This is a genomic window from Pseudomonas sp. GGS8, assembly GCF_024168645.1.
GTDB lineage: Bacteria > Pseudomonadota > Gammaproteobacteria > Pseudomonadales > Pseudomonadaceae > Aquipseudomonas.
In genome coordinates, this window is record NZ_JALJWF010000001.1 from 1,869,657 (window position 1) to 1,893,254 (window position 23,598).

Below are 23,598 nucleotides of genomic sequence, written 5' to 3' on the forward strand. Positions count from 1 at the left end.
TCACTCGAATCGTCGAGTGATTGGTGTGTTGTGCAACGAACGAGCGAGGTGTTGGCGTGAACATTAATGCAACCCTGATTGGCCAGTCCGTTGCGTTCTTAATTTTTGTACTTTTTTGCATGAAGTTCGTATGGCCTCCGGTCATCGCGGCTTTGCACGAACGTCAGAAGAAGATCGCGGATGGACTGGACGCTGCCGCCCGAGCAGCTCGCGACCTGGAGTTGGCCCAAGATAAAGCGGGTCAACAACTGCGCGAAGCGAAAGCTCAGGCAGCCGAAATCATTGAGCAAGCCAAGAAACGCGGTAACCAGATCGTTGAAGAGGCTGTTGAAAAAGCCCGTATCGACGCTGACCGTGTGAAGGTTCAGGCTCAGGCCGAGATCGAGCAGGAACTGAACAGTGTCAAAGACGCGCTGCGTGCCCAACTGGGTGCACTGGCTGTCGGCGGCGCCGAGAAGATCCTGGGTGCCACAATCGATCAAAACGCGCACGCGGAGCTGGTAAACAAACTGGCTGCTGAAATTTAAGCGAGGGCGATCATGGCAGAATTGACCACGTTGGCCCGACCTTACGCTAAGGCAGCCTTCGAGCACGCCCAGGCCCACCAGCAACTGGCCTCTTGGTCAGCCATGCTCGGCCTGGCTGCAGCAGTGTCGCAAGACGACACCATGCAGCGCGTGCTCAAGGCCCCGCGACTGACGAGCGCAGACAAGGCCGCCACGTTTATTGACGTGTGCGGCGACAAGTTTGATGCCAAGGCACAGAACTTCATTAACGTCGTTGCCGAAAACGACCGTCTCCCGCTGTTGCCGGAGATCGCCGCTCTGTTCGACCTGTACAAGGCCGAACAAGAGAAGTCGGTAGACGTTGAAGTCACCAGTGCTTTTGCATTGAACCAAGAACAGCAAGACAAACTCGCCAAGGTTCTCAGTGCACGACTCGACCGGGAAGTGCGCCTGCAAGTTGCGGAAGACAAATCCCTCATTGGGGGCATTGTCATTCGCGCCGGCGACCTGGTTATCGATGGCTCGGTTCGCGGGAAACTCGCAAGCCTTGCCGAAGCATTGAAATCTTGAGTTTGAAGGGGCAGCAGAGCAATGCAGCAACTCAATCCTTCCGAAATAAGTGAAATTATCAAGGGCCGCATCGACAAGCTCGATGTGACCTCCCAAGCCCGTAACGAAGGCACAGTCGTCAGCGTATCTGACGGTATCGTGCGGATTCACGGTCTGGCCGACGTTATGTACGGCGAGATGATCGAGTTTCCGGGCGGCGTCTTCGGTATGGCTCTCAACCTCGAGCAAGACTCTGTAGGTGCCGTTGTATTGGGCTCCTACCAGACTCTGGCCGAAGGCATGAGCGCCAAGTGCACCGGCCGCATCCTCGAAGTTCCGGTGGGTAAGGAACTGCTGGGTCGCGTTGTCGACGCACTGGGTAACCCAGTTGACGGCAAAGGTCCGCTGAACAACACCGAGACCGACGCGGTCGAGAAAGTTGCTCCTGGCGTGATCTGGCGTAAGTCGGTAGACCAGCCTGTACAGACTGGCTACAAGGCTGTCGATGCCATGATCCCTGTCGGCCGTGGCCAGCGTGAGCTGATCATCGGTGACCGTCAGATCGGTAAAACCGCTCTGGCGATCGACGCGATCATCAACCAGAAAGACAGCGGCATTTTCTGCGTCTACGTAGCGATCGGTCAGAAGCAATCGACCATCGCCAACGTGGTTCGCAAGCTGGAAGAAAACGGCGCACTGGCTAACACCATCGTCGTGGCTGCGAGCGCTTCGGAATCTGCAGCACTGCAATTCCTGGCACCGTACTCCGGTTGCACCATGGGCGAATACTTCCGCGACCGCGGTGAAGACGCGCTGATCGTTTATGACGATCTGTCCAAGCAAGCAGTGGCTTACCGCCAGATTTCCCTGCTGCTGCGCCGTCCACCGGGCCGTGAAGCTTACCCAGGCGACGTGTTCTATCTCCACTCCCGTCTGCTGGAGCGCGCATCCCGCGTTTCGGAAGAGTACGTAGAGAAGTTCACCAACGGCGCAGTGACTGGCAAAACCGGTTCCCTGACCGCACTGCCGATCATCGAAACCCAGGCTGGCGACGTTTCCGCGTTCGTTCCGACCAACGTGATTTCCATCACCGACGGTCAGATCTTCCTGGAATCGGCCATGTTCAACTCCGGGATCCGTCCTGCTGTGAACGCCGGTGTTTCGGTATCCCGTGTGGGTGGTGCCGCTCAGACCAAGATCATCAAGAAGCTGTCCGGTGGTATCCGTACCGCTCTGGCTCAGTACCGTGAACTGGCGGCATTCGCCCAGTTCGCTTCTGACCTGGACGAAGCGACCCGTAAGCAACTTGAGCATGGTCAGCGCGTTACCGAGCTGATGAAGCAGAAGCAATACGCACCAATGTCGATCGCTGACATGGCGCTGTCGCTGTATGCCGCTGAGCGTGGGTTCCTGACTGACGTCGAAATCGCCAAGATCGGCAGCTTTGAACAAGCGCTGATTGCTTTCTTCAACCGCGATCACGCCGATTTGATGGCGAAGATCAACGTGAAGGGTGACTTCAATGACGAAATCGACGCTGGCATGAAAGCCGGTATCGAGAAGTTCAAGGCCACCCAAACCTGGTAAGCCGCAGCGGGAGCCGCAAGGCTCCCGCTTGCTAACCTGATAGGTGTTACATGGCAGGCGCAAAAGAGATTCGCAGTAAGATTGCGAGCATCAAAAGCACGCAAAAGATTACCAGCGCCATGGAAAAAGTGGCGGTCAGCAAAATGCGCAAGGCACAAATGCGCATGGCTGCTAGCCGTCCTTACGCGGAGCGCATCCGCCAGGTTATTGGCCATCTGGCCAACGCCAACCCGGAATATCGCCACCCGTTCATGATCGACCGTGAAGTAAAGCGCGTCGGTTACGTCGTGGTGAGCAGTGACCGTGGTCTGTGTGGTGGCTTGAACACCAACCTGTTCAAGGCTCTGGTCAAGGACATGGCGGTAAACCGCGAAAACGGCGTCGAGATCGATCTGTGTGTCGTTGGTAGCAAGGGTGCGGCTTTCTTCCGCAACTTCGGCGGTAACGTCGTTGCAGCTATCAGCCACCTGGGTGAAGAGCCGTCGATCAATGACTTGATCGGCAGCGTCAAGGTGATGCTGGATGCCTACCTGGACGGCCGTATTGACCGCCTGTCCGTGGTGTCCAACAAGTTCATCAACACCATGACACAACAGCCTACCGTGGAGCAGTTGATTCCACTGGTGGCAACCCCGGATCAGGAACTCAAGCACCACTGGGATTATCTGTACGAACCGGACGCCAAAGAGCTGCTTGACGGCTTGATGGTCCGTTACGTGGAGTCGCAGGTCTACCAGGCGGTGGTCGAGAACAACGCGGCTGAACAAGCTGCGCGGATGATCGCGATGAAGAACGCTACCGACAACGCCGGTGATTTGATCAGCGATTTGCAGCTGGTCTACAACAAGGCGCGTCAGGCTGCGATCACCCAAGAGATCTCGGAAATCGTCGGCGGCGCTGCCGCGGTTTAACGGTTCAAATATTCAGAGGATCCAGCTATGAGTAGCGGACGTATCGTTCAAATCATCGGCGCCGTTATCGACGTGGAATTTCCACGCGACAGCGTACCGAGCATCTACAACGCGCTGAAAGTACAAAGCGCGGCCGAAACCACTCTGGAAGTTCAGCAACAGCTGGGCGACGGCGTGGTTCGTACCATTGCGATGGGTTCCACCGAGGGCTTGAAGCGCGGTCTGGAAGTCACCGACTCCGGCGCAGCCATCTCCGTACCGGTCGGTAAAGCGACTCTGGGCCGGATCATGGACGTTCTGGGTAACCCGATCGACGAAGCTGGCCCGATCGACACCGAAGAGCGCTGGGGCATTCACCGTCCTGCGCCAACCTTCGCGGAACAGGCAGGCGGCAACGACCTGCTGGAAACCGGCATCAAGGTTATCGACCTGGTTTGCCCGTTCGCCAAGGGCGGTAAAGTCGGTCTGTTCGGTGGTGCCGGTGTAGGCAAAACCGTAAACATGATGGAACTGATCCGTAACATCGCCATCGAGCACAGCGGTTATTCCGTGTTCGCCGGTGTGGGTGAGCGTACTCGTGAGGGTAACGACTTCTACCACGAGATGAAGGATTCCAACGTTCTGGACAAAGTGGCACTGGTTTACGGTCAGATGAACGAGCCGCCGGGAAACCGTCTGCGCGTAGCACTGACTGGCCTGACCATGGCCGAGAAGTTCCGTGACGAAGGTAACGACGTTCTGCTGTTCGTCGACAACATCTATCGTTACACCCTGGCCGGTACTGAAGTATCCGCACTGCTGGGCCGTATGCCTTCGGCAGTAGGTTACCAGCCGACCCTGGCCGAAGAGATGGGTACTCTGCAAGAGCGTATCACTTCGACCAAAAACGGTTCGATCACCTCGATCCAGGCGGTATACGTACCGGCGGACGACTTGACTGACCCGTCGCCAGCGACCACCTTCGCCCACTTGGACGCCACCGTCGTTCTGTCCCGTGACATCGCTTCCCTGGGTATCTACCCGGCGGTAGACCCACTGGACTCGACTTCGCGTCAGCTGGACCCGAACGTGATCGGTCAGGACCACTACGACACCGCTCGCGGCGTTCAGTATGTTCTGCAACGTTACAAAGAACTGAAGGACATCATTGCGATCCTGGGTATGGACGAGCTGTCGGAAGCCGACAAACAGTTGGTAAACCGTGCTCGTAAGATCCAGCGCTTCCTGTCGCAGCCGTTCTTCGTGGCTGAAGTCTTCACCGGTGCTTCGGGTAAATACGTTTCCCTGAAAGACACCATTGCTGGCTTCAAAGGCATCCTCAACGGTGACTACGACCACCTGCCAGAACAAGCGTTCTACATGGTCGGCGGCATCGAAGAAGCGATCGAGAAAGCCAAGAAACTGTAATCCCGGCGCCCGGCAACGGGCGCTAATTTAGGTTGAGGCAATCAGATGGCTATGACAGTCCATTGCGATATCGTCAGCGCGGAAGGGGAAATCTTCTCCGGCCTGGTCGAGATGGTGGTTGCACACGGTGCTCTGGGTGATCTTGGTATCGCCCTGGGTCACGCGCCGCTGATCACCAATCTCAAGCCGGGCCCGATCCGCCTGATCAAGCAGGGCGGGGAAGAGGAGGTGTATTACATCTCCGGTGGTTTCCTCGAGGTTCAGCCGAACATGGTCAAGGTTCTCGCCGACACCGTGCAGCGCGCTGCCGACCTGGACGAAGCCGCAGCTTTGGAAGCCGTTAAGGCTGCCGAGAAAGCCTTGCATGAGCGAGGCGCGGAATTCGATTACGGTTCTGCTGCCGCACGTCTGGCCGAGGCTGCAGCTCAGCTGCGCACCGTCCAGCAGATCCGCAAGAAGTTCGGCCACTAATCGGCCATCGACTTGTTGTGCGATTATTAAAAAGGGTAGCCTCGGCTACCCTTTTTTCTTTTCCGATTTTCATCACCTGGTCGCAGTTGCTGACCACCCAGGATTGGTAGCCAGTCATGTCCCTTGAAATTGTTATTCTCGCTGCCGGGCAAGGCACTCGCATGCGTTCGGCCTTGCCGAAAGTCCTCCATCCGATTGCCGGTAACTCAATGCTTGGCCATGTTATCCACAGCGCCCGGCAACTTGATCCACAGCGCATCCACGTGGTGATCGGCCATGGTGCCGAAGCGGTTCGCGAGCGTCTGGCCGCCGATGACCTGAATTTCGTCCTGCAGGACCAACAACTGGGTACCGGTCATGCGGTAGCCCAGGCTGTGCCGTTCATCGAGTCCGACACCGTGCTGATTCTCTACGGTGACGTACCGTTGATCGAAGTCGAAACCCTGCAACGTCTGCTCAAGCAAGCTGCACCAAAGCGATTGGGCCTGCTGACGGTCGAGCTGGATGACCCGACTGGCTACGGCCGCATTGTCCGTGATGCCGCCGGTAACGTGACTGCCATCGTCGAGCAGAAAGATGCCAACGCGGCTGAGCGTGCGATCACCGAAGGCAATACCGGCATTCTGGCGGTGCCTTCCCAGCGTTTGGGCGATTGGCTGAGCCGCCTTTCCAACAACAATGCCCAGGGCGAGTACTACCTGACAGACGTGATCGCCATGGCGGTCAGCGATGGTCTGGTAGTGGCCACCGAACAACCCCATGACGCCATGGAAGTGCAGGGCGCCAATGATCGCAAACAACTGGCCGAGCTGGAGCGTCACTATCAGCTGCGCGCCGCTCGTCGTTTGATGGCTCAGGGCGTGACCCTGCGCGACCCGGCCCGCTTCGATGTACGCGGCGAAGTCATCGTCGGCCGCGATGTGCTGATCGACATCAACGTGATCCTGGAAGGCAAAGTGGTCATCGAGGACGACGTGGTGATCGGTCCGAACTGCGTGATCAAGGACAGCACCCTGCGCAAAGGCGTGGTGATCAAGGCCAACAGCCATATCGAAGGCGCGATTCTCGGCGAAGGCAGCGATGCCGGCCCGTTCGCTCGTTTGCGTCCCGGCACGGTGCTGGAAGCTCGCGCGCATGTGGGTAACTTCGTTGAACTGAAGAACGCTCATATGGGTGAAGGCGCCAAGGCCGGTCACTTGACGTATCTGGGTGATGCGGAGGTCGGGGCGCGTACCAACATCGGCGCGGGTACCATCACCTGTAACTACGATGGTGCGAACAAGTGGAAAACCGTGCTGGGTGAAGATGTGTTTATCGGCTCCAACAATTCGCTGGTGGCGCCTGTGGATATCTCATCGGGTGCGACCACGGCGGCCGGTTCGACCATTACTCAGAATGTGGATAACGCTCAGTTGGCCGTGGGCCGGGCTCGGCAGAAGAACATCGACGGCTGGAAGCGGCCGGAGAAGATCAAGAAGCGTTAAGTTATCCACAGCCGCATGATGCGGCGTCTATGAGATTGCTTTCGCGGGCAAGCCTCGCTCCTACGGACGGTGATATCCCGTAGGAGCGAGGCTTGTCCGCGAAGCTTTTATCCACAGATCTTTTTTTTCATATCCCGCTTGACGAAGTTTCGCTGATAGGTTTTGATTGCTTACGTTATCTTTCGAATCGAAACTTACCAAGCCATGTCGAAACGCAATACACCCCAACGTCGCCACAACATTCTCGCCTTGCTCAATGAGCAGGGGGAAGTCAGTGTGGATGAATTGGCCAAGCGTTTCGAAACTTCGGAAGTTACGATTCGCAAGGACCTGGCAGCGCTTGAAAGCAACGGTCTGTTGCTGCGTCGTTATGGCGGGGCGGTCACCATGCCTCAGGAGCTGGTTGCCGACATTGGCCAGCCGGTTTCCAAATACAAGCAGGCCATTGCCCGAGCCGCGGTCACGCGGATTCGCGAGCATGCGCGCATCATTATCGACAGCGGCAGTACCACCGCCGCGATGATCCCGGAACTCGGCCAGCAACCGGGCCTGGTGGTGATGACCAACTCCCTGCATGTCGCCAATGCCTTGAGCGAACTCGAGCATGAGCCGGTGCTGTTGATGACCGGTGGTACCTGGGACCCGCATTCCGAGTCTTTCCAGGGGCAGGTGGCAGAGCAGGTACTACGCTCATATGACTTCGATCAGTTATTTATCGGTGCCGATGGCATCGATCTGGTGCGCGGGACCACCACTTTCAATGAATTGCTGGGCCTGAGCCGTGTCATGGCCGAGGTTGCCCGCGAAGTGATCGTGATGGTCGAGGCCGACAAGATCGGCCGCAAGATTCCCAATCTGGAGCTGCCTTGGAGCAGCGTCCATACCCTTATTACCGATGATCGCCTGCCGCTTGAGGCCCGCGATCAGATTCAGGCCCGCGGCATCAATGTGATTTGCGCCGCTGTCAGTCAGGAGAACTAGCATGTGTGGAATTGTTGGTGCAGTCGCAGAACGGAACATTACCGCCATCCTGCTCGAAGGCCTCAAGCGTCTGGAATACCGTGGTTATGACAGCGCCGGCGTGGCGGTGTACACCAACGATGAAAAACTCTTGCGCCTGCGTCGTCCGGGCAAGGTCAGCGAACTGGAACAGGCGCTGATCGAAGAGCCTCTGGTCGGTCGCCTGGGTATTGCCCACACCCGCTGGGCGACCCATGGTGCGCCGTGCGAACGCAACGCTCACCCGCACTTTTCGGGCGATCTGGCGGTGGTGCACAACGGCATCATCGAGAACCATGAAGCCCTGCGCGAGCAACTCAAGGCCCTGGGCCACGTGTTCACCTCGGACACGGACACTGAAGTCATCGCCCATCTGCTCAACGAAAAACTCAAAGAGCAGCCCGACCTGACCCTGGCCCTGAAAGCGACCGTCAAAGAGCTGCACGGCGCTTACGGTCTGGCGGTGATCAGTGCTCGGCAACCGGATCGCTTGGTAGCAGCCCGCAGCGGCAGCCCATTGGTGATCGGTCTGGGCCTGGGTGAAAACTTTCTCGCCTCCGACCAACTCGCCCTGCGCCAGGTCACTGACCGCTTCATGTACCTGGAAGAAGGCGACATCGCCGAAATTCGCCGCGACAGCGTGCAGATCTGGGACATCAACGGCGCGCTCGTGGAGCGTGAAAGCGTCCAGTACCGTGACGGTGCTGAAGCCGCTGACAAAGGTGAATTCCGGCATTACATGCTCAAGGAAATTCATGAGCAACCGGCCGTGGTGCAACGCACCCTTGAAGGTCGCCTGAGTCAGAATCAGGTGCTGGTCCAGGCATTTGGTCCACAAGCGGCCGAGCTGTTCGCCAAGGTGCGAAATGTACAGATTGTCGCCTGTGGCACCAGCTATCACGCCGGTATGGTCGCCCGTTACTGGCTCGAAGAACTGGCCGGCATTCCGTGCCAGGTCGAAGTCGCCAGCGAATTCCGCTACCGCAAAGTAGTCGTGCAGCCGAACACCCTGTTCGTGAGCATCTCTCAGTCGGGTGAAACTGCTGACACCCTGGCCGCGCTGCGCAACGCCAAGGAACTGGGCTTCCTTTCCAGCCTGGCAATCTGCAACGTCGGCATCAGCTCTCTGGTGCGTGAATCGGACCTGACGCTGCTGACCCAGGCCGGTCGCGAAATCGGCGTGGCCTCGACCAAAGCCTTCACCACTCAATTGGTGGGCCTGCTGTTGCTGACCCTGGCCCTGGGTCAGGTTCGCGGTACGTTGGGCGCAGGGGTTGAAGCCACACTGGTCGAAGAACTGCGTCGCCTGCCGACCCGCCTGGGCGAAGCCCTGGCCATGGACAGCACCGTGGAAAAAATCGCCGAGTTGTTCGCCGAGAAGAACCACACACTGTTCCTCGGTCGCGGTGCGCAATTCCCGGTGGCGATGGAAGGGGCGCTCAAGCTCAAGGAAATCTCCTACATCCACGCCGAAGCCTACCCGGCGGGCGAGCTGAAACATGGCCCGCTGGCGCTTGTGGATAACGACATGCCGGTGGTCACCGTGGCACCGAACAACGAGTTGCTGGAGAAGCTGAAGTCCAACCTCCAGGAAGTCCGCGCCCGCGGCGGTGAACTGATCGTCTTTGCCGACGAACAGGCCGGCATGACCAATGGCGAAGGCACTCATGTCGTGCAGATGCCACACATCCACGACATCCTGTCGCCGATTCTCTACACGATTCCGTTGCAGTTGTTGTCGTACTACGTGGCGGTGTTGAAAGGCACTGACGTTGATCAGCCGCGCAACCTGGCGAAGTCTGTGACGGTGGAATAAGTTATCCACAGGTGATCGAAACAATTGGTTTTTTAAAATAAAGATTGACACAAAATAATAGAGATTGACACAAGCCAACATAGATTGACACGAGGTCTAAACCCCCGTATTTACGGGGGTTTTACTTTTCTGGATCGATCCTTCGGTCTGGATTCATCGCTTCGATTTTCAGCTGTAGTAGCCTAGGAATGCCTTCGAGATGACTGCTAGGCCGAGCATCTTTTCCTACAACTATTTCCAGCGTGAAATGAAGCGGTTCGCACGAGCTGAGGAGGCGGGGGTTGCGAGGTCGCAGGTTTGCATCACAGCAGGACATTGAACGGCACATTGCAAATGGATTTGGCGCAGGCGCCGGAGCGAGCTACGTGCCTTGGCTAAGAGTGCAGGATGTTCCGTCAAGGGGGCGTTCGCACAAGATCCCAGGAGTGAAGGTTGATCGGATACATCACCTTCTGTCAGATCTTGAGAGGTCTTATCACCTTGTTTGCGAATTTTCTGAAGACGTTGTGGATATTCGTGAGCAATATCCTTTGTTACCTCTAGAGCATGTGCAAACTATTGCCGCTTCGATAGGTGTCCGTTATCCGACGTACCCAGGCACCAAAGTGCCGTATGTAATGACAACAGATTTTCTATTAACCGTTCGGGAGCCGGATGGAAGTTTTAAAACTGTTGCTAGAACGGTTAAGTATCAAAAGGATTTGGACGGTAAAGGGGCGAAGAGAACGCTTGAAAAACTTGAAGTTGAAAAGCGTTTTTGGCAAAAGCAAGGAGTTGATTGGAATATCGTTACTGAAGAGTTTTTCACTCGGGATTTGATAAAGAATCTTGGTATGCTCAGAAAATATTCGAAGCTACCTAGGGACTTAATGAAGTCATCCTTGCATGCTAGATTCATCGAGCTCCTAGAGGACAGCAGACCCTATCCGTGGAGTTTGGCTGAGTGTCTGCGAAAAATTGCCTCTCAGTTATCTATATCATATGCCGACGCCAGAGGAATGTTTTTTTATTTTGTCTGGAATAAAGTCGTCAAGATTGATTTGTTGAATGCCCCTCTCTTATTGACTGATGCTCTGCCAGAGTTTGAAGTTGTTCAAGCCGCCGGTCAGGTATCCTTGAAGGAGAATATGTCATGAAAGTTGTCGTTAATGGCGTATTTGAACCGGTTACAGAGCTCTCCGTTATCACCGCCATGGTTAGGGCTATCCATCTCGATGAAAAAAATGATGTGGTGTTTGTCATTGGGCTAACAGAACCTTTTCGGCAGCCCTATGCTGTTGGCCTAGAAGGTTTTCGCTGCTCGCTGAGTTCCGGTGATACCAAGCCAGTAACCATCACTACGCCAGAGTTCATGATGGTGCTTGAGGACGATCTGAGCGAGAAAGCGAAGCAAGCCAGAGATGAAAAATGGGATGTCATAGCCCCGCTGATTGAGTCTAGTTATCCAGGACAACTATTTGTTCGTGGTGAACTGGGGAGATTGGTGTCGAACAGAGCTTCGGAGCTTGGAATTCAGCGCAAAACTATTTATCGACTGCTCTACCGGTATTGGGTTTATGGTCAGGTGAGAAACTCATTGCTGAATAACTATGCAGCAGTGGGGGTTCCCGAACGAAACTATGATCCTAGTAGGCCGCCGGGGAGGCGGCCGAGGTTTCAAGGAGTTCTCGTCCAACCTGCCAAGATTATTAACGCTGTTGACAAACGTTGTATCCGGCTGGGGTACTCTTTGTACGTTAATGATAAAAAACCCTCTATTGTCAGCGCTTATGACGAAATGCTGAAAAAGTTCTATTCAGTAAAGGACATATCTAAGAAAGAGGGTGAGGGTTGTCGTCTGTCACCTAGCTCAGAAATACCGAACTATCACCAGTTCTATAATTGGGGTAGGAAATTTTTCGATGAGGTGGAGACTGAGCGTGGGCGTAAAGGATTAAAAAAATGGCTTAAGGACTGTCGTCCGCTGTCTGGTACTGTCCGCGATTGGCTTCGTGGCCCTTGTCATCAGTTCGAAATCGATGCAACTATTGCCGATATTTATTTGGTAAATAGCTACTCTAGGCGAATGCTGATAGGTCGGCCGGTACTTTACATCGTAGTCGATAGTTTCTCCGGAATGATCGTTGGCCTTTATGTGGGACTGGAGGGCCCTAGCTGGAATGGCGCCAGGCAAGCGCTGTTCAATGCTTTTACCTCCAAGGTCGAGTTCTGTGCTCAGAATGATGTCGAGATCGACCCAGAGGACTGGGACTGCCACCACTTGCCGTACAACATCTACTCAGACAGAGGTGAGATGCTGTCGCTGGCATCAGAGGGACTTGCGACAGGTCTGGGCATCGAGATGGGGACTGCACCGCCTTTCCGACCAGATTGGAAGCCGATGGTGGAGAGCCGGTTCGGTATTTTGAATGACCTCACCGGGATCAGGTGGCTCCCCGGTGGAGTGGCTGCGCGCGAGCAAGAGAGGGGCGAACGAGATAACCGGCTCGACGCAACGCTGAACCTGAAAGAGTTCACTCAGATCATCATCAGGTGTGTCCTCCACTACAACCGGCATCATCGGCAGCCCGGTCGGCTCACCCAGGCGATGATGAATGATGGTGTTGAGCCTACTCCTATCGGGATATGGACCTGGGCTTCTGAAAACGAACTAATCGAGCCCAATAGTCGGCCAGACGAGCTGGTATATCTCCACCTGTTGCCTCGTGATCGGGCAACCGTTCAAAAAGGTGGGCTGATGTTCCGCGGAATGCACTATGTCTGTGAAATGGCTGTGGAGAAAAACTGGTTTGCCAAGGCCCGCAGTCGTGGGGTCTGGTCGGTAGAGTGTTGGTACGACCCGAATTCTTCTGATCATATCTGGATTCACAATGATAGTAAGCAGTTCATCCGTTGTGATCTTCGCCAGTCGGATACTAAGTACGCCGGTTATCGCTCGGACGAAATCTATGATTTGATCGAAGCCTATCGACAAAAACCACCTGCACACCGGCGCGCCGAGTTGGAAAGCCGTGTGGATCTATCCGACGTGGTCAGTAAGATCATCAACAATGCGCTTGCGGAGCAGAAGCAAGAACCGGCACCCGCCACAAAAGCGGAAGCCGTAGGAAACATTCGCGAGAATCGGGCTGCGGAGCGATTTATGGAGCGCGAGAATGCTCCTGTTCCTGATGGGGTGCGGGCGCAGCCAACTGATCGGGAGACTGGATCAACTCCCAATACACATGAGTCGTATGCCGGCCCACGCAGTGCGGAGATCATCGATATGCTCAAGAGAATCCGCCCAGGACAGACCAAATGAAAGGCGCCCAGATTTTTGCGAGCTACACCAAACAGCCCATCCCTGAATACGCTGGCAACCCGCTGATCGAAGCATTGCCTCCGATCCTTACGGATACAGAAGCTGCGGAGTTGATCTCGAATTTTCCTCAGCCAGTGGATCCCGAAGAACTCACCCTGGATGGGGCCATCCGGATTCACTGCATAGATCGTTTGAGAACAGTGGTGCAGCCCTTTTTGCTTCACCTGGATTTAGAGTCCATGTTCTCACTGCTCATCCGCCGGGGGTACGTGGGTCGTAATCCCACGTCACCTGATACCGTTAGGCATTTGCATTCCTTGTCGGGAGCTCAGCGTTACCATGACGCTTTCAAGTCGACCGCTGAGACCTTCAGCGTGGTGGGTCTAAGCGGCATTGGTAAGTCGACAGCTCTGCACGCCATCTTGAGCCTTTATCCACAAACGATTCGTCATGAGCGTTATGAGGGTAAGCAATTCGTCCACACCCAAATCACTTGGCTTAAGCTCGACTGCCCCCGAGATGGTTCCTTGTCGGGATTTTGCCAGCAGTTCTTTTATGCCGTTGGAAATGCCCTGGGGGACAAGGACTATCACAAGCGTCACCGGCATCGGAACATCAATGATGCGCTGCAGCAGATGGAGCAGGTCGCCAGCACATTTTTCATAGGTGCGTTGTTAATCGACGAGCTTCAGAACCTCCACCTGGCTAAAACCGGTGGCAAGGAGAGCATGCTGAACTTCTTCCTCAACCTGGTTAACAACATCGGAATTCCTGTCGTCTTCATCGGTACAAACTCGATGATCAGCTTGTTTTCGGATGTCATGCGCAACGCCCGTCGTTGCTGCGGCGTGGGCATGCTGGAGTTCAAACGTTTCGAAAAAGAAGATGACGAATGGAAGACGCTGGTCGAGAACCTTTGGAGTTATCAGTGGTGCAAGCAGACGGCTGAACTGACTGGTGAGATTTTCGATGTGTTGTATGAGCACACCCAAGGTGTCACAGATTTTCTGGTCAAGCTGTTGGTGTTGAGTCAGCGTTATGCGGTTCAAAGTGGTTTGGAGTGTTTGACTGCCGAGATAATTGCAAAGGTGAGCAACTCCAAGATGCAGATCCTGAAGCCAGCACTGTCAGCCCTGCGCAGCCGAGATCCAAAGCGGATGCGGCAGTTCGACGACCTACTGCCGATCGAAGAGCAACTGAACGACATGATGGCGTTCGATGGACTGGTTCGAGCAGACCGCCTCGCCCTGCTTCGGAGTGTCGTATCGCGTGAACATCCGATAAACCTGACTCCAGCAGTCTCCACGAATAAACCCCAGGCACCTGCTGCTGTTGCTGTAGAGTTCTCTGAGGCTAAAGCGCTGAGCGAACACGATTCTCCACTTGAAGCGTTAAGGGCCGCAGGTTGGATAAATAACGATCTGTTTGAGTTTTCACCGACGTATCGCAAAAAGTGAGTCGGAGGTGGTGAAATGGATCTCAAATTCCATTTCTTCCCCACAGCATTTCCCGACGAGACACTACACAGCGTGCTTTCTCGTTATGCACGCCTTTGCGGTGTTCGCAGCTTCAAAGCAGCTTTCGCCGGAGTAAGATCCCCAGCGGCTTTTTCGCAGAGTGTGGCTTTCCCAAGTCACTTGGACGATTTAGTCGATGCCCTTCCTTGCGGTACGGGCTTGTCGGTGGCCGAGGTCATCAAGCGTCACACGCTGTTGCCCTACTACGCCCCCTTTGTCAGCCAGGATCAAGTAGATCAGGCCCAGGCTTTGATGGCCGGCGATGGAACAGGGCTTATGCTCAAATTGGGAGTCAATGCGAGTCGTCTCGAGTTCGCTTGCAGAACGCGTTTTTGCCCAGAATGCGTAGCCCAGGATCAGGTTCGAGTCGGAGTCGCCTATTGGCATAGGGTTCACACGCTCCCTGGCGTTCTGGTATGCCCCCATCACGGCACCTTGCTCAACGTCGTGGATCATCGCTGGTTCAGTCGCAATTCTCGGCAACTCAATCTGCCTGGCGATGACAGTGTGCAAGCACACTCGATACCGCTTCATGTCCCATCGATCTGTCTGCCGGCGCTACACGAAATAGCGCTGCGCTCACTACAGGTGCTCGGATCTGAGGTCCGTGCTCTGTCGATCTCCAAAGTACGCTCCACGCTTCTGCAGGGGGCCGCCGAACACGACCTTACTTCCAAGTCCCGTCGCTTGCATCTACGGCGCCTTGCGCAGCATATGGCTACATTTTGCCTAACACTTCCGAATGCCTGGGAATATTCGGTACTCAGCGAGACTCGTGAGGGTATCCCCGCCACATGGGTCACTAAGCTACTGCGCAAGCCAAGAGACTCCCACCATCCTCTCAAGTACATCCTGTTGGCCAGCGCACTGAGGGTAAATATGGAGAACGTGCTGGGTAAAGGGACATTATGTGAGCCACAGACAGCGCCTCCTCTTACGGCTGTCACTCAACTCCCAAAGTGCGCTCCACCGATGTTTGCCATCGAGGGGCTGGACTGTATATCGACGGCGGTGTGGGAACATGCGCTCGCGGGAGCCGATGCGAGAAAGATCGCTTCCGTACTAGGGGTTTCCCTGGTCCACGTCTACCGGACCATCCGCGGCGTGGAAGGTGGGTCAGACGCCTGGAAAGAGGCAAGGTTTATCAGCCAGCTCCGCGAAAGACGAATGGTCTTCGATGCTGAGTATCGCTTGCAGAAGGCACATGACTGCCGGGGGTACGCTTGGCTGTACCGTTGCGATCGGCCTTGGCTGACAGAATGCATTGCGAAACGAGCTGCCGACCATGCAAACAGAGCGGATAGCGCTGACATGTTCGCCGCTCTCGATGTGAGACTTGCCAAGCAAGTTGGGCAATGTGCCCGAGCTCTTCGCTCTTTGCCGGGAAAACCTGTCCGGATCTCACGTACTAGGATAGGCCGAGAGCTTCATGTGCTCTCCCGTTTTGAAAAACAAATCTCCAAACTGCCCCTCTGTGCAGCAGCACTCATCGAGGCTTGTGAGTCCCTAGAAGAGTTTCACAATCGACGGCTGCGGTGGGCGAGGCAAAAGCTTCGCTCACAGGGAAAGCCCGTCACCCACTCGTCTCTCTACAGGGCTGCGAGCATCAGGCTCAGGACATAGTCAGGTGATGATCGGGCGCATCGCATGGGTCGCGATAGCGACGCACCGGGAGAGGCTAGCGGCCATGGTTACCTAAACGCCGGCGTGCTTCATAGAAGGACATGGCTTCGATCGTTGCTTGCGTTCATAGGGGCCAACGAAGGTCTGCCAGCTGCCGAGTAGTACACTGAGCTCGATTCCACGGGCGTAAGAGATACACCCTTCGAAAAAGTGGAAAACCTTTTGTGTAAGTAGCTCACTCCAAGCCGGCATATTTTTATTTATACGTGTTCTGTATCTAACTCAGGTGCATCACGGTTACCGACAAGAAAGTGTAAAGAGCATTAGCTAATTTACATTGCATTTTTGAAAGTTATTAAGAAAATCCTTGCTCAGGTACAGGTTGGTGTGTGTTAAAAAGGGTGCTGATCCTGGGATGTGTGTCCTTTCCGAGCCCCACTTTGTAAGTCGGTAACTGATGTCTGATCTACTTTTTTTCCCTATGTCGATGCCGGACGAGATGTTGCATTCTCGTATCACCCGCTATCACTATCTGTCAGGTAACAGAACCGAAGCAGAAACCTTTCATGATCTGTTCGACTCGACTCCATTTGGCGTCGGAATGCTTCCTAAACAGATCGAGGTACTCGCAGCGAAGCTGCCGGGGGATAGAGAGCGCAATCTCGACGAGCTCATCAGCATCAACACTACTTTTCCAGCCTATCGGCCTTTTTTGGGTATGCGCGACGATACGGAAAAAGGAGCTGACGGGAGCGTTGTTTCTGAAGTGGCGCGTGTACCGCGTCGAGAAGTAACGGTTCACGGAAAGGCCAGGATCTGTCTCAGCTGCGTACAGCAGGATCTCTTGGAGCTTGGCTATGCCTACTGGCATCGGTCACACCATATGCCTGGTGTCATGGCCTGCTGGCGTCATGGCGAGCGGCTTATTCATTCCTGCCCAAAGTGCTCTCACCCATTCTATCGGAGATACAAATTACTCCCGAGCTTAACCGAACAATGTGTATGCGGTTGGAGTCCGTTAAACGCTGCAGAAGGGACGAAGGCATCGGACGTTGAGATGAAGTTTGCAATTTTTGCGTATGAAGTTCTCCAACATAATCTTCCACCGGTATGCAGTAAAGTTCTTTACTCCTGCTTTGTTCGGCAGACTAGAAAACGTGGCTTCACTCATGGCGAACTAATCAGTACTACAAAGTTGATTGATAGCATTAGAGCTAAATTTGGGGATGAGGTTCTGTCGCAGATGGACAGGGCTTTTGACCAAGGGAAGCTTCAGACCTGGATTAGATTTAGGGTTTATAAAGGCCAGATCGATATGCCGTTAGCCCGCCATTTGATTATCGCGTTTCATCTGTTCGGCAGTGTCGAAAAGTTTGAATTGTCCTTGAGAAAAGAGTCAATTCTTTTTAGCGCCGCTAATTCTGGGATACCTTCAAAAGTTAAGCAGGGGCGGCCTAGTAAGAAGGATCAGCATCGACAGAAAATAGAAATGCTTATAGCGCTGCGCGCGGACATTAACTTAGAACATCTCTGGGCGAATGCTTATCAAGCTACTCGATGGATTACAGAACATGATAACTCATGGCTTATGGCGAAACTCCGCGCAGTGAAACACGAGCCTATATCGGCAGAGGAGGCTAGCGACCCACGAGATCCGTCATATGCTGACATCATTCAAGCAAGTGTCGATGATTTGTATCGAGTTACGAAAGATCAGAAGCGTGTAAACATCGGCAATCTCCTGAAATTGCTTCCAATCCGCATGAACCCTATACCAGCAATTCGTAAACAGAAATTTCCTTTAGTCACTCAGATGGTTGAGCGTCATCTTGAGTCTGTCTGGCATTTTCGATTAAGGCGCCTGGTGTGGGCTATTGCTGAAATGAGAAGGCTAAACCTTCCTTTGAACACTGGAAGTCTCAAGTTAGTCTCAACGGTACCTGCTCAAGTTTTCCCATTACTTTTCAGCTTCTTTGAGTGGGATCTGGAGCATTTCGTCAAAAACGGCATTGAGCCAGAGGCCTTGCTCAAGTCGACCGGCGTATCGCGGGCCTGGGAAGGCCCTCCCGGCTACGATGTGATTTTGGGTGGACATGCATATCGTCGGAGGGGGCCCGGCGTCGAGATCTCGGGGCCGATGTGAGACCAGGATAGTGAGGAATGCGCCGTCTGGCAGCGTATCGAGATTGCACTGCGGCGAGGCCATGGCTGACTGAGTCGCCCCTAGTTTCGCAGACACCTCCAAGCCTTCAATCCGATTTTTTTGCAGGAAAAATAGAAGCCAGCAATCCTATGTTGACTGGCTTCCGCATCAAGATCTCAGCGTTCGCACGATATCCCCTCTCTCAAAACTTACAGAAACCGGCGAGCCGCGCGGGGATTGCGAACCACAGCCTAACGAGTCGGTGAAGATCCAAGCTTACTTTATATTAAAATCGATATATTCGGCTCTGGCTTTTAGCTTCCGCTCCTCAGTGAGCTTGAGCGCGTCGTAAACTCGTTTGAGATAGGCTTTGCCTTTCTTAGAGTGCGCGGCCTCATCAATCAAAGAAATCTCAAGAGGATTCTCATCGGTTAGTCGACCAAATATTTCTGGCTCGAGATTATGCTCGATGAACCGTTTCGCTACCGTCTCTCTCAGGCGCGAACAGCTGTCCCAGTCGAGCCATGAACCGCGCCCTAGCCGCCAGTTCGCGAGTTTCTCCGTATCTCGTGAAAATAGTTGGTCTTGGAAGCCCTTGTATACCGTGGTATAGGAATACTGAAGCAACTCGGCTTGTGATCGAGATTTATAGCCCAAGGCTCGACTCAAGAAAAACGCAGCGAGAAAGTTTTCGTCTGATCGATTTATAGGACCTGAAGCGCTTCGCAATGCGATCAGCCAAGGGTCTTCTCCGTAACTGTTAGGTACATCGTCAGGGGACGAGTGTCTGGCGATTGTGACAATCGTCGCCATGCGCCGCACCTCACCAGTGGCTAAGACTGTGGCAAGCATATTATGGTCTCGGCATAAAGCAGCTAGCCATGCCCGGACAGCTTCAGGATCAGCGTTTTCCGACTCGAGCGCGCGAATTAGCTCTTTTGCATCTGCCTTATTGATTATAGTTATTGCTGGCCCGATTCTAGCTGCGCAGAGCATAGCTTTTGCTGCCTCACCTGCGTATTCAGGTGAAACGAGTTCTGCCAATTCATCGTCAATACCAGGGTTCTTCCAAAAGGTTGGGAGCAACATGATATCTGGGCGCCGTTCCGCAATTTCTCTCACAACGCTGGGCTCGAGCCCTGAGATAATTTGCTCGGGTTTCATTTCTGCTAGAGCGTTGGAAGCAACACTAGATAACACGCCTTCTGATACGAGTGCAGAGTGGAAACGATTCGGTGAGCGGCGCCAAAGCTCCATGCCAAGGTAGCTACCGATTTCCAGCTGTTCTTCAGCATCGTTGGACTGTTCCAACATTTCGAGAAGAAACTCGAATACGGCATCATCTACTCTGCCAGTAGTTCGCTTTATAGCTTGGTAGGCCACAAGTTTGCGAATGGACCGGGCCTGCTTTCTCCCGCCATTATCGATGGCCGACAACGCCGAAACAGCAGTCACCAGATCTGGCGGATGACGTTCCAACAGGCTTTCGTATAGCGAACATAACGGCAACATAGCGCGTCGTCCGCCATCAACGTCGCCCCCGATGCGTTTAAGGAACTCACGTAGGGTCGACGCAGATGGAGTCGCTAAATCAGCTAACAAAGGCATCACAGCCTCCGAGGCGGCAAGCTCATCCACCACGATAGCGTTCGGAAATTTCGACCGGAGCTGACGATCTGCCTCCGGCACGAACTGTAGGTCAAGAACGATTCCCTTGCCGGATCGATCCATTCCTGAAAGCGTGCAGAAGCCAAACGAACGGCGCAGTCTTGGCCATTGCTGCATCCAGAGGTTTGTCACTACCTGTTCGTCTGCGACAGGGTCGGTGGCTTCTATGACCACCTGATGTGTCGGATTCGAATACAGAGCATGAAAAATTGATGCAATGCGCTCGGTTGGGTCGATTCCGATTGGTGTTGAACTTGCCGTAACAGCAATCGGTTCCACAAAGCGAGACTTTAATTCTTTATCTATGGGACGTCTGAATGTTTCCAGTAGAGGCTTTACGGAAATCAGCCTAGCAAGGTCAGCATTTTCGATGATTAGCGAGTGAGTCCAGACGCAGCCAGGGCGAGGCATTTCTGGTGCTGACCACGTTCTCGCGAGAACGTATTTTCCGCTTTTTTCGAGAGGATACCCCGTCAGATAACCACCAGTGGGCGGCTTTAGGCCCGGCCCCGATAGGTCACTCATAACTAGCATAATGCGGGCATCCGACATATCTATCGGAAGTGAGCTGGAAATAAGTCTGTGACCGTCGCTATAGCCGTGCAGCGCTTGATGGACAAGAATTGTGGACATTATTTCATCAGCCATTCTAGTGGCTTAGTTATATCCGAAGTGACAGTGCTGTCGTCTACGACTTTAATCCGATCGGATGCTCGTTCCAAGTCTCGAAGCTTATCGGTTTCGGGGAAGTTATCATCCTTTTCCGGATCCTCATAAACACCTCCCTGCGCACTTAGCCCCCACACCTGCCAAATCCAAGGGTCGCGGCTGCTGCGTAAGTACTGGCTTAATAGAGGCAATTTACTATCAAGAATCTCAGCCGGCGTCAGTTCTTCTCCTTCGACCCTGTCCCATGCTGAGATGAGCAGGGCCAAACGTCTCTCGCCAATATCTAGTTCTCCAGACATCAGCATCTGCAGGAGATCCACGATCCGTACCTGAGTCGGCGCAAGATCTGCACTCCACTCCACTGGCTCCGTCTTATGGGCTGCGGCCCCCATCTGCTTCCGCAACGTATTCCACTCAGCGAGCCAAGCCGGCATCTTAATCGTATCGCCGTTGATGATAAGTACGAGCGCCGGTGCTCTAAGCGTTACCAGTGTCCCCTTGTCCAAATCCCGACGCTCCCACATCCGCGAGAAGTCTTCGCCTGGTAGGTCCGGAAATGACACCTCAACTTTCTGACCACCACCATTTTTCAGCTGCATTGATACATCCTTTGCACCGCTCAGTTGAGTCCGTTGCTGGATGTTTCCGGCTCGCCAACGCTTGGCTAGGTTGTTAAGGTGCTCGTAGTTGCCATTGCTGAGACGATCGAAAGATAGTGCCGTTTTGGACCCGGCCTCACGGACCATGTGCCACAGAGCTGCAAGAAACGTCGTCTTGCCTGACCCGGGCAATCCCACGATAGAAATGTGAATTTCTCCGTCCATCACTCATCCCCCGTATCGGTCAGGCGGTCAATCATACGTTCGAAGACTGGGCGTGAACCTTTGACTATCTCAACTATAGGTTTGTTCGGTTGCAACCAGTATGACAACAGGTCGGCGACTCCATCTCCCCGCTCGATTTGCGTGCAATCCCTTGGCGATGCAGCAACCGCGAATGAGTCCACTCCGCCCAGGTACGTGGCGTGATCATCTCTGATCGAGGCTACCAAACTTTCGAAATCTTTTAGCACCCGTGTTGGATCCCCAGACACGACCACTGAATCCCTTTTGGTCAAAACGATCGCTAGCCGACATCCTTCACGAATCGCCCGCGCTTCGACCAAGGCGTCGACGATTTGGTGTGCGATGGCTTTCACTTCATGCCGTTGCTTGGGCTCAGCTAATTGAGCGCCATTCACTAGAAGAGTTATGCAATCCGCTCGCCTTATCTCGAAGAACTCATCGGCCTGAGAAATCTGGTCTGTGACCGACAGGTAGTCCTCACCTGAGCGGTCGCTTATGAACAAGGAAATCAGCCCTAAATCTCCTTGATGCAGATCAAGGTGAAAAAACGTTGCATCTGCGCCGCGGATTGTTCGCTCTGTATGCGGAATGTCCCGTCGGGATACCACCCGAGCAAGGTGGCACACCTTCTCAAAGCCGATAAGGGTAGAGGAGCCTGCAAAAGCTGCTCCTGAGAGGGGGGCCGTCTGTAGGAGATCGAAGACGCCGGCGATTAAGCTAGTCTTCCCCGAGTCGGCGGGTCCTATGAGGCTGACCGACCTCGAAATGTAACGGCGCTGCAAGTCTGAAGCGTCTTCGCGACGGAGCGTTTCACCGGACGACAGCGCGATTGTTGACTCTGATGGTTTAGATGGGGCCTCTGTGTCGTCAGCTTCTGGGATATCATCAATGGATAAGATCCCGGCATGAGGGCACTCTCCGACCTCGTACCCTTCCACGCATTTTCCATCAGACGCAAAATTACAATCGGCATTTTTACATGCAAGCTGCTGAGTCCCCATTTGATCAATCGCCTACGTGGAGGAAGAGATGCTCACGATAGAAAAGCTCAGCGAGCTTAGCAGCTGGCATTGAAGCCTCAGATGGCAATCCGGTCATGGTGGCCCACATCTGAAGCCACGCATCATCGAAGCCCATATCGACCCTTTTCTCTAGAGCGAAATGCAGAGGAGTTGTCACGGGAGAAATCCTCGCACACTTCGTGATCTCAGTGATCCAGTCAGCATCAGCGGCGTTCACTGCTTCAGATACCTTGATGCTGGTGGCGGTGACTCCTGCTCGGGTCAGAAGCGATCTTACCGATGCGGGCCCAGGCGATATACTGGTCAATGCACCCAACTCGTTACCCAAGATCAACGGTTTGAGTGCGGCGTCGATGTCACTAAACGACTTGCCGAGCGTGCCGCTGTGGTCACCGATCAACCACCACAGCATCTGGAGCTCCTCTTCGCCTAGCCAGACTTGGCGTAAAAGACTGTTCGTTACATGGTTTGAGCCCTTGACGATTTCCCCCAAGGCGTCTTGGGCAGCATCTCGAAGCTGGTTAAGCTCGCTTTGCCAGAGTGTTGGCGACATCTCAGCTAGTGCCTCTTGCGAGACCTCGAATTTTACTGTTGCCGGTTTGATTTCGAAGTCCTCGGCAGTTGGGCGCTCGTGCTTTGTCCGGGACAGTTCGGCTAAGGCTCTTCGGGCACGTTCAACGAGGTCCATGGGCAAATCAGGGGTACGCGCTCCCTCGAAGGAAGCGTTGAGTACCGCGATCGCAGCGTCAGGCATTCTGTTAAGCAAAAGTGAAAGCACGGCGGCTGACAGGAGTTGCAACTCTCTTCGGCAGTCCTTCGGATCAATGGTCGAGCCGTTTCCTGACAGAGAGGTAAGTAGGGCCTGATGCTGCTTGTTTAGGGCTTCGACTTTGCCGCCGCTCGCAGCCGCCACAGTCGCAAAAGCGTAACGGACTAGGACCTCTACGGTATCGACATCTGCGACCGTGGCGGTGTTGATCACGCCTTTCCACCTACGCCCGATGATTTCGCTGTCGTTCATAAACGCGTCCGCATACCAGCCCGCGAACTCAGCACTCACCTCAGGGACTTTTGTCATGC

General features: G+C 54.3%; 18 protein-coding genes. 14 read left to right on the top strand and 4 right to left on the bottom strand.

Annotation, left to right across the window (positions count from 1 at the left end):
* Positions 1–56: 56 nt before the first annotated feature.
* The 14 genes from J3D54_RS08205 to J3D54_RS08270 all read left to right on the top strand — a co-directional run bounded on the left by J3D54_RS08205 (position 57) and on the right by J3D54_RS08270 (position 18,314).
* Positions 57–527, top strand: a complete 471-nt coding sequence (locus J3D54_RS08205) for a F0F1 ATP synthase subunit B (protein ID WP_007903028.1) — start codon at positions 57–59, stop codon at positions 525–527.
* Between the two features lie 12 nt (positions 528–539).
* Positions 540–1,076 (top strand): F0F1 ATP synthase subunit delta, encoded by a 537-nt coding sequence (locus J3D54_RS08210; RefSeq protein ID WP_253417455.1) that lies wholly within the window; start codon positions 540–542, stop codon positions 1,074–1,076.
* A 21-nt stretch (positions 1,077–1,097) separates the two neighbouring features.
* Entirely contained in the window at positions 1,098–2,642 is a 1,545-nt protein-coding gene (gene atpA / locus J3D54_RS08215) for a F0F1 ATP synthase subunit alpha (protein WP_105342560.1), read from the top strand.
* 50 nt (positions 2,643–2,692) lie between these two features.
* Complete coding sequence (gene atpG / locus J3D54_RS08220; protein ID WP_007934344.1) at positions 2,693–3,553, top strand: F0F1 ATP synthase subunit gamma; 861 nt, start codon at positions 2,693–2,695, stop codon at positions 3,551–3,553.
* 27 nt (positions 3,554–3,580) lie between these two features.
* On the top strand, positions 3,581–4,960 hold the full coding sequence (gene atpD / locus J3D54_RS08225) for a F0F1 ATP synthase subunit beta (protein ID WP_105342556.1): 1,380 nt from the start codon (positions 3,581–3,583) through the stop codon (positions 4,958–4,960).
* Positions 4,961–5,005: 45 nt separating this feature from the next.
* Positions 5,006–5,431 carry a F0F1 ATP synthase subunit epsilon gene (locus J3D54_RS08230; protein WP_007934346.1) on the top strand — a complete coding sequence of 142 codons (426 nt, stop codon included), beginning with the start codon at positions 5,006–5,008 and terminating at the stop codon, positions 5,429–5,431.
* A 116-nt stretch (positions 5,432–5,547) separates the two neighbouring features.
* Complete coding sequence (glmU, locus tag J3D54_RS08235; RefSeq protein ID WP_253417456.1) at positions 5,548–6,915, top strand: bifunctional UDP-N-acetylglucosamine diphosphorylase/glucosamine-1-phosphate N-acetyltransferase GlmU; 1,368 nt, start codon at positions 5,548–5,550, stop codon at positions 6,913–6,915.
* A gap of 204 nt (positions 6,916–7,119) precedes the next feature.
* On the top strand, positions 7,120–7,896 hold the full coding sequence (locus tag J3D54_RS08240) for a DeoR/GlpR family DNA-binding transcription regulator (protein WP_253417457.1): 777 nt from the start codon (positions 7,120–7,122) through the stop codon (positions 7,894–7,896).
* Between the two features lies 1 nt (position 7,897).
* Entirely contained in the window at positions 7,898–9,730 is a 1,833-nt protein-coding gene (gene glmS / locus J3D54_RS08245; RefSeq protein ID WP_253417458.1) for a glutamine--fructose-6-phosphate transaminase (isomerizing), read from the top strand.
* 281 nt (positions 9,731–10,011) lie between these two features.
* The gene (locus J3D54_RS08250; RefSeq protein WP_253417459.1) at positions 10,012–10,866 is read left to right on the top strand and encodes a TnsA endonuclease N-terminal domain-containing protein; all 855 of its coding nucleotides are present in this window, start codon (positions 10,012–10,014) and stop codon (positions 10,864–10,866) included.
* Positions 10,863–13,031, top strand: a complete 2,169-nt coding sequence (locus tag J3D54_RS08255; protein WP_253417460.1) for a Mu transposase C-terminal domain-containing protein — start codon at positions 10,863–10,865, stop codon at positions 13,029–13,031. The genes J3D54_RS08250 and J3D54_RS08255 overlap by 4 nt, the downstream gene beginning before the upstream one ends.
* The gene (locus J3D54_RS08260; RefSeq protein ID WP_253417461.1) at positions 13,028–14,488 is read left to right on the top strand and encodes an ATP-binding protein; all 1,461 of its coding nucleotides are present in this window, start codon (positions 13,028–13,030) and stop codon (positions 14,486–14,488) included. The genes J3D54_RS08255 and J3D54_RS08260 overlap by 4 nt, the downstream gene beginning before the upstream one ends.
* Positions 14,489–14,503: 15 nt before the next feature.
* The gene (locus tag J3D54_RS08265) at positions 14,504–16,171 is read left to right on the top strand and encodes a TnsD family Tn7-like transposition protein (RefSeq protein WP_253417462.1); all 1,668 of its coding nucleotides are present in this window, start codon (positions 14,504–14,506) and stop codon (positions 16,169–16,171) included.
* A gap of 457 nt (positions 16,172–16,628) precedes the next feature.
* The gene (locus J3D54_RS08270) at positions 16,629–18,314 is read left to right on the top strand and encodes a TniQ family protein (protein ID WP_253417463.1); all 1,686 of its coding nucleotides are present in this window, start codon (positions 16,629–16,631) and stop codon (positions 18,312–18,314) included.
* Between the two features lie 276 nt (positions 18,315–18,590).
* On the opposite strand, the gene J3D54_RS08275 is transcribed toward J3D54_RS08270, so the two are convergent.
* The 4 genes from J3D54_RS08275 to J3D54_RS08290 form a co-directional block, all read right to left on the bottom strand.
* Entirely contained in the window at positions 18,591–20,615 is a 2,025-nt protein-coding gene (locus tag J3D54_RS08275) for a hypothetical protein (RefSeq protein WP_253417464.1), read from the bottom strand.
* Positions 20,615–21,475, bottom strand: coding sequence for a hypothetical protein (locus tag J3D54_RS08280; protein WP_253417465.1), 861 nt, complete (start codon positions 21,473–21,475; stop codon positions 20,615–20,617). The genes J3D54_RS08275 and J3D54_RS08280 overlap by 1 nt, the downstream gene beginning before the upstream one ends.
* Positions 21,475–22,434 carry a hypothetical protein gene (locus tag J3D54_RS08285; RefSeq protein WP_253417466.1) on the bottom strand — a complete coding sequence of 320 codons (960 nt, stop codon included), beginning with the start codon at positions 22,432–22,434 and terminating at the stop codon, positions 21,475–21,477. Before J3D54_RS08285 ends, J3D54_RS08280 begins: the two co-directional genes overlap by 1 nt.
* 67 nt (positions 22,435–22,501) lie before the next feature.
* On the bottom strand, positions 22,502–23,596 hold the full coding sequence (locus J3D54_RS08290; protein ID WP_253417467.1) for a GTPase-associated system all-helical protein GASH: 1,095 nt from the start codon (positions 23,594–23,596) through the stop codon (positions 22,502–22,504).
* Positions 23,597–23,598: the final 2 nt, after the last annotated feature.

Excerpts from the sequence above, each read along its gene's own strand:
- J3D54_RS08210 (WP_253417455.1), top strand. The coding sequence starts at position 540 with ATGGCAGAATTGACCACGTTGGCCCGACCTTACGCTAAGGCAGCCTTC.
- atpA (WP_105342560.1), top strand. The coding sequence starts at position 1,098 with ATGCAGCAACTCAATCCTTCCGAAATAAGTGAAATTATCAAGGGCCGC.
- atpG (WP_007934344.1), top strand. The coding sequence starts at position 2,693 with ATGGCAGGCGCAAAAGAGATTCGCAGTAAGATTGCGAGCATCAAAAGC.
- atpD (WP_105342556.1), top strand. The coding sequence starts at position 3,581 with ATGAGTAGCGGACGTATCGTTCAAATCATCGGCGCCGTTATCGACGTG.
- J3D54_RS08230 (WP_007934346.1), top strand. The coding sequence starts at position 5,006 with ATGGCTATGACAGTCCATTGCGATATCGTCAGCGCGGAAGGGGAAATC.
- glmU (WP_253417456.1), top strand. The coding sequence starts at position 5,548 with ATGTCCCTTGAAATTGTTATTCTCGCTGCCGGGCAAGGCACTCGCATG.
- J3D54_RS08240 (WP_253417457.1), top strand. The coding sequence starts at position 7,120 with ATGTCGAAACGCAATACACCCCAACGTCGCCACAACATTCTCGCCTTG.
- glmS (WP_253417458.1), top strand. The coding sequence starts at position 7,898 with ATGTGTGGAATTGTTGGTGCAGTCGCAGAACGGAACATTACCGCCATC.
- J3D54_RS08255 (WP_253417460.1), top strand. The coding sequence starts at position 10,863 with ATGAAAGTTGTCGTTAATGGCGTATTTGAACCGGTTACAGAGCTCTCC.
- J3D54_RS08260 (WP_253417461.1), top strand. The coding sequence starts at position 13,028 with ATGAAAGGCGCCCAGATTTTTGCGAGCTACACCAAACAGCCCATCCCT.
- J3D54_RS08265 (WP_253417462.1), top strand. The coding sequence starts at position 14,504 with ATGGATCTCAAATTCCATTTCTTCCCCACAGCATTTCCCGACGAGACA.
- J3D54_RS08270 (WP_253417463.1), top strand. The coding sequence starts at position 16,629 with ATGTCTGATCTACTTTTTTTCCCTATGTCGATGCCGGACGAGATGTTG.
- J3D54_RS08275 (WP_253417464.1), bottom strand. The coding sequence starts at position 20,615 with ATGTCCACAATTCTTGTCCATCAAGCGCTGCACGGCTATAGCGACGGT.
- J3D54_RS08280 (WP_253417465.1), bottom strand. The coding sequence starts at position 21,475 with ATGGACGGAGAAATTCACATTTCTATCGTGGGATTGCCCGGGTCAGGC.
- J3D54_RS08290 (WP_253417467.1), bottom strand. The coding sequence starts at position 23,596 with ATGACAAAAGTCCCTGAGGTGAGTGCTGAGTTCGCGGGCTGGTATGCG.